6 protein-coding genes are annotated in these 6,135 nt (G+C 64.1%); all 6 read left to right on the plus strand.

What is annotated here, in order from left to right; translation table 11 throughout:
* Positions 1-53: 53 nt before the first annotated feature.
* On the plus strand, positions 54-803 hold the full coding sequence (locus ABYB95_RS15285; protein WP_372659428.1) for an electron transfer flavoprotein subunit beta/FixA family protein: 750 nt from the start codon (positions 54-56) through the stop codon (positions 801-803).
* Positions 803-1,741 carry an electron transfer flavoprotein subunit alpha/FixB family protein gene (locus ABYB95_RS15290; RefSeq protein ID WP_372659429.1) on the plus strand — a complete coding sequence of 313 codons (939 nt, stop codon included), beginning with the start codon at positions 803-805 and terminating at the stop codon, positions 1,739-1,741. The genes ABYB95_RS15285 and ABYB95_RS15290 overlap by 1 nt, the downstream gene beginning before the upstream one ends.
* 81 nt (positions 1,742-1,822) lie before the next feature.
* Entirely contained in the window at positions 1,823-3,433 is a 1,611-nt protein-coding gene (locus ABYB95_RS15295; protein WP_182118892.1) for an AMP-binding protein, read from the plus strand.
* 185 nt (positions 3,434-3,618) lie between these two features.
* Entirely contained in the window at positions 3,619-4,437 is an 819-nt protein-coding gene (locus ABYB95_RS15300; protein ID WP_372659430.1) for an enoyl-CoA hydratase/isomerase family protein, read from the plus strand.
* Between the two features lie 14 nt (positions 4,438-4,451).
* Positions 4,452-5,675 (plus strand): CaiB/BaiF CoA transferase family protein, encoded by a 1,224-nt coding sequence (locus ABYB95_RS15305; RefSeq protein ID WP_372659431.1) that lies wholly within the window; start codon positions 4,452-4,454, stop codon positions 5,673-5,675.
* On the plus strand, positions 5,672-6,135 hold a 464-nt coding region (locus ABYB95_RS15310; RefSeq protein ID WP_372659432.1), incomplete at its 3' end, for an acetyl-coenzyme A synthetase N-terminal domain-containing protein. The genes ABYB95_RS15305 and ABYB95_RS15310, both read left to right, overlap by 4 nt.

Raw genomic sequence — 6,135 nt, forward strand, 5'->3', positions numbered from 1 at the left:
GCTGCGTTCTTGCCGGTTTTGAATTGTTTATTTTTTAACCCTATGGAGATAAAGTGAAGATATTGGTCGCTGTCAAGCGGGTGCTGGACTACAACGTCAAGGCCCGCGTCAAGTCCGACGGTTCGGGAGTCGATCTCGCGAACCAGAAATTGTCCATGAACCCGTTCGACGAGATCGCCTGCGAAGAGGCGGTGCGCCTCAGGGAGGCCGGTGTCGCTTCTGAAGTGATCGTCGTGTCCTGTGGCCCGACCGCTTGCCAGGAGACGCTGCGCAGCGCGATGGCCATCGGCGCCGATCGCGCCGTGCTGGTTGAAACCGACGCCGCGCTCGAACCGCTCGCGGTGGCCAAGCTGATGCAGCATGTGGCCCAAAAAGAGGGCGTTCAGTTCGCCATCTTCGGCAAGCAGGCGATTGATGACGACGCTGGCCAGACTGGCCAAATGTTTGGCGCGCTGATGGGCTGGGCCCAAGCCAGCTTCGCCTCCAAGGTGCAGATCGGCGGCGACACCGCCACCATCACGCGCGAGATCGACGGCGGCCTGGAAACCCTGGCCATGAAGCTGCCGGCCGTGATCACGACCGACCTGCGCCTGAACGAGCCGCGCTTCATCACGCTGCCCAACATCATGAAGGCCAAGAAAAAGCCGATGGAGGTGATCAAGGCGGCCGAGCTCGGCATCGACATTGCGCCACGCACCGTGACCCTGCACGTCAGCGAGCCGCCGACCCGCAAGGCCGGCATCAAGGTGGCCGACCCGGCCGAACTCGTCAAACGACTCAAAGAAGAAGCGAAGGTGATCTGATGACAACCCTGATCATTGCGGAACACGACAACGCCGTACTCAAAGCGGCCACGCTGAACACGATTGCCGCGGCCACGCGCATCGGCGGCGACATCCATGTGCTGGTGGCGGGCCGCAACTGCGCTGCCGTGGCCCAGACTGCGGCGGCGGTTGCGGGCGTGAGCAAGGTGCTGCACGCCGACGCGGCGCACTACGAGGCCCATATGGCCGAGAGCCTGGCCGAGCTGGTGCGCTCACGCGTGCGCGCCGATGCGGGCTACACCCATGTGCTGGCACCGGCGACGGCCTTTGGCAAGAACGTGCTGCCGCGCGTGGCGGCCTTGCTGGACGCCTCCCAGGTGTCGGACGTGATCGCGATCGAGTCGCCCGACACCTTCCTGCGCCCGTTCTATGCCGGCAACGCGCTGGCCCGCGTGCAATCAAAGGATGCCATCAAGGTGCTGAGCATTCGCACCACCGCCTTCGACCCGGTCGGTTCGGGCGGCACGGCAGCGGTCGAGACGCTGGACGCGGCTGGCGATCTCGGCTTGACCACCCTGGTCGGGCGTGAGGTGGTGAAGCTGGAGCGCCCGGAACTCGCCGCTGCATCGGTCATCGTATCGGGCGGACGCGGACTGGGCGCGGCCGACAAGTTTCACGCCGTGCTGGAGCCGCTGGCCGACAAGCTTGGCGCGGCGATCGGCGCCTCGCGCGCCGCCGTCGACGCCGGCTACGCGCCCAACGACTACCAGGTCGGCCAGACCGGCAAGATCGTGGCACCCCAGTTGTACGTGGCGGTCGGCATCTCGGGCGCCATCCAGCACCTGGCCGGCATGAAGGACAGCAAGGTGATCGTTGCGATCAACAAGGACGCCGAAGCGCCGATCTTCCAGGTGGCCGACTATGGGCTGGTGGCGGATCTGTTCACAGCGGTGCCCGAATTGGTGACTGCGTTATAGGTCGCAGCGGATGCCGAGGTAAAGCAGAGGCCAGGCTTGTTCCTGGCAGGATGGTCGGCGGCACCGGTCAAACAATTCAAAATGCAGGAGACATCGATCATGAACCCATCAACCTCCGTCATCGCTGGTGTGCCATCCCCTGGCGCAATTGCCCGCGTGGCCATCGGCGACTTCCTGCGCCGCTCGGCAGCTCGAGACCGCGCCAAGACGGCGTTCGTGCTCGGCGATCAGCGCATGAGCTACGGTGAGCTCGATGAGCGCGTGACCCGCTGCGCCAATGCCTTGCTGGCCGCTGGCTTGGTGCGAGGTGACCGCGTGACCACGCTATGCAATAACTCGCTTGAGTTCCTGGTGGCCATGTTCGGCATCCATCGCGCCGGCCTGATCTGGGTGCCGATCAACACCGGCCTGGGGCTGGATGACGTTCGCTACATCATCGACCACTCTGAGGCGCGCTTCCTGCTTGTGGATGCCGCTCTGCTGGTGCGCCCGGAGTTGCGTGCAGCCATCGAGGCGCAGCCCGGTCGCGGATGGGTGCTGGAAGGCGAGGGGGCTGGGGCTTTCAGCAGCTTCGCTGCAGCGATTGCTGCGCAGTCTGCCACTGAGTCCGAGGTTGAAATTCATGACCGCGACGTAGCCCAGATCATGTACACCAGCGGAACCACCGGCCGCCCTAAGGGGGTGATGCAAAGCCATTTGTCGGTGGTGATGGCAGCGATGAACAACGCGCTTGAGTTGGGGGTGTGGCGCGATGCCGTGAACATTGCCGTGCTGCCCCTCTTTCATTGCGCCCAGCACACGCTGATGTGCGGCGTGCTGGCGGGCGGCGGCACGGTGATTGTGATGCGCGCTTTCGAACCCGCCGCCATGCTCGACGCCATCGAGCGTGAACGGGTGACCTTGCTGGTGGGCTTGCCGCTGATGCACCAGGCCATGCTCGATCATCCCTCGCGCCCGGGGCGCGACCTGTCGAGCCTGCGCATGTGCGTGTACGCCATGGCGCCCATGGCCGAGACCCTGCTGCGCCGCCTGATCGCCGAGTTCTGCCCGAATTACTCATTGGCCACCGGTCAGACCGAGATGTACCCGCTCACCATGGCCTTCCGGCCGGAAGAGCAGCTTAAACGCTTTGGTTCCTACTGGGGCGTCAGTGCATTGATCAACGACACGGCGGTGATGGACGACGCGGGCCAGCTGCTCGGCCCCGGCGAGGTCGGCGAGATCGTGCACCGCGGTCCGAACGTGATGGAGGGCTACTACAAAAATCCCGAAGCCACCGCCGAGGCACGCGCTTTCGGCTGGCACCACACCGGTGACCTCGGCATGTGGGTCGATGGCCAGATGATGTTCAGGGACCGCAAGAAGGACATGATCAAGACCGGCGGCGAAAACGTGCCGTCCATCAAGGTCGAGGCCACGTTGCTGCGCCACCCGGCGGTGGCCAATGTGGCGGCGGTAGGTTTGCCGCACCCGCGCTGGATCGAGGCGGTCACCGCCTTCGTGGTGCTCAAGCCAGGGGCGCAGGCCGACGAGGCCGAGTTGATCAACCACTGCAAGGAGCATCTCGGTGGCTTTGAGGTGCCCAAGGCGATCCGCATCGTCGATGCCTTGCCGATGACCTCCACCGGCAAGATTCAAAAGCATCCGCTGCGTGACAGCTATCGCGCCCTGTACGAGGACATTGAACGATAGGTGTCGGGAAGGTCATGGGGTGTGCAACACACGCCCGCGCCTGTGACCAGGCTGCTTGCAAGGCGTGCTTCGGCTTGCGGTCCTAACTAACCACCGTTCTATCAATATGTTCGCATGACGTTTATCGAAACCAGCCGGTTTCCGGCAGGCGCGGACAGTCGCCCTTGATCCTTGATCCTTGATCCTTGTTCATCCCACCGTCAGAAAGGTTTTCCATGTCCGTCGTTCCTGCCATCTTGCTTGCGGTTGATGCCGACGGCATTGCGACCCTGACCCTCAACCGGCCCGATCAGCTCAATGCCTTCGATCTTGAGATGGTGGATGCTTGGCGCGCAGCACTTGAGCAGGCCGAAGCTGATGAGCGAGTCAAGGTCATCGTCGTCACCGGTGCCGGTCGTGCTTTTTGTGCCGGCGGCGATTTCGAGGAGATGGCCAAATTCAGCGAAATGGACAGCATGGGACGCAAGGATTTTCTGTACCGCCACGTGCATCGCATTGCGCTCACGCTGGAGCGGATGGAAAAACCGGTCATTGCCGCTGTCAACGGCGCTGCGCGAGGCGCTGGCTGCGACATGGCTTTGATGTGCGATATCCGTTTGATGGCCAGCTCAGCCACGCTTGCCGAGAGTTATATCAACATCGGACTGATGGCTGGTGATGCCGGTGCCTGGTACTTGCCGCGACTGATAGGCACGGCGCGCGCGCTCGAGTTGTTCTGGACCGGTCGCGTGGTGGGGGCGGAAGAGGCCGACCGCATTGGCATGGTCAATCGCGTGGTGCCCGATGCCGAACTGATGACCGCCACCTACGATATGGCGCGCACCATTGCCGCCAAGCCGCAGCAGGCGGTTCGCTTCTTTCGCCGCGCCGTCTACCAAAGCCAGACCATGGCGCTCGCCACACACCTGGACATGGTGTCCTCGCACATGGCGGTGCTCGAAGACACGCCCGAACATCGCGCCGGCATTGCGGCCTTCCGCACCCGCTCACGCGCCAGCAAGTAGAAAAGGGCGTTGCCGTGCAAGGTATTCTGAGTGGCATCACCGTCGTCGATCTGTCTCGCTTGATAGCCGGGCCTTACGCGGCCATGGTGCTGGCCGACCTGGGCGCCCGCGTCATCAAGGTCGAAGCCATGACCGGCGAGGAGGGGCGGCATTTCGGCCCGCCGTTTTATGGCGACTCCAGCGTCGCTTTCATGACCTGCAACCGGGGCAAAGAGTCGATCGCGCTGGACATACGCACCCCTGCCGGGCGCTCGGTGCTGGAGCGGCTGATTTCAAAAGCCCAGGTTCTGGTGCACAACTTTCGCCCCGACTTTGCCGAGACACATGCGCTGACCTACGACGCGGTGCGACGCATCAACCCGACGCTGGTGTACTACATGGTCAGCGCCTTCGGTGAGCAGGGCGACTACCGGCTCAGGCCCTCGGTCGACAGCGTGGTGCAGGGCATGACGGGGGCCTTCTACGCCAGCGGGGAAGAGGGCAATCCACCGGTTCGTATCGGCTTGCCGATCATCGATGTGGCGTCCGGCATGTGCGGCGCGCTGGGCGTGCTGGCCGCAGTGATGCATTGGCAGCAGACCGGCCAGGGGCAGCGCGTGGAGTTGTCACTGGCGGACACCATGTTCAATTTCATGGCGAGCAAGGTGGGTGAATATGCGGTTGAGCAGCGCGAGCCGGTTCGTGCGGTGAACCTGCCGATTGCTGTGCCGAGCCGTCACTTTCGAGGCTCCGACGGTGCCTGGTTCAGCGTGTCGGTGGTGAATGAAGGTGCGTTCAAGCGGTTTTGCGCCGTCATCGAGCGGCTGGAGTGGCTCACCGATCCGCGTTACCAGCGCAATGCGGTGCGCATTGCCAACCGGCCGGCGCTGCTGGCTGAACTGGAGGCGATTTTCATCACCCGTTCGGCGGCTACCTGGGTGGCAGCCTTCGAGGCCGCCGATATTCCCTGTGGTCCGGTGAACACGGTGTCCGAGGCCATGGCCGACCCGGTGCTGGCCGCCCGTTTCGTGGAGCACCCCGAGATGCCGGGGCTGCCGCTGATCCCTTTTCCGGCGCAGCTGGCTGCAGGCATGCGCAAGATCGGTGAGATGCCGGCGCCTCCTGCGCTGGGGCAGCATACCGGGCAGGTGCTGGGCGAATTGGGCTACGGTGCGCCGGAGATTGCCCAACTGGTGCGCGACGGGGTCGTGCGCCTGCAAGAAACCGCCATGGCAAGCACAGCAGGAGGGAAGCCATGAGCCCGTCTTCCACCGACATCTTGTCGATCCCCCGCGCGGATCGCATCGCGGGTGCCGGGTTGACCCGTTTCCAGCAATGGCTGGAACGCGAAAAAGGCCTGCGCTTTGCCGATTACGAGGCCTTGTGGCAATGGTCCGTGGATGACCTGGAGGGCTTCTGGCGCGCCATCGTCGAGTATTTCGAGTTGCCGCTCGACGACTGGAATGGCCCGGTTCTGAGCGATCGCCGGATGCCAGGCGCGCAATGGTTTGTGGGCGCGCGCACCAACTATGCGCGGCAGGTGTTCCGGCACGCCACGGACGCCAGACCGGCCATCGTCTTCCGCAATGAAGCGGGCGAGCGGGCGGACATGTCCTGGCGCACGCTGCAAGACCAGGTGGCGGCGCTGGCCCAGTGGCTGCGCGCGGCGGGCGTGGGGCCGGGCGACCGCGTGGTGGCCTACCTGCCCAATATTCCGCA

Origin of the sequence: Hydrogenophaga sp. (assembly GCF_041633695.1) — a bacterium.
GTDB lineage: Bacteria > Pseudomonadota > Gammaproteobacteria > Burkholderiales > Burkholderiaceae_C > Hydrogenophaga.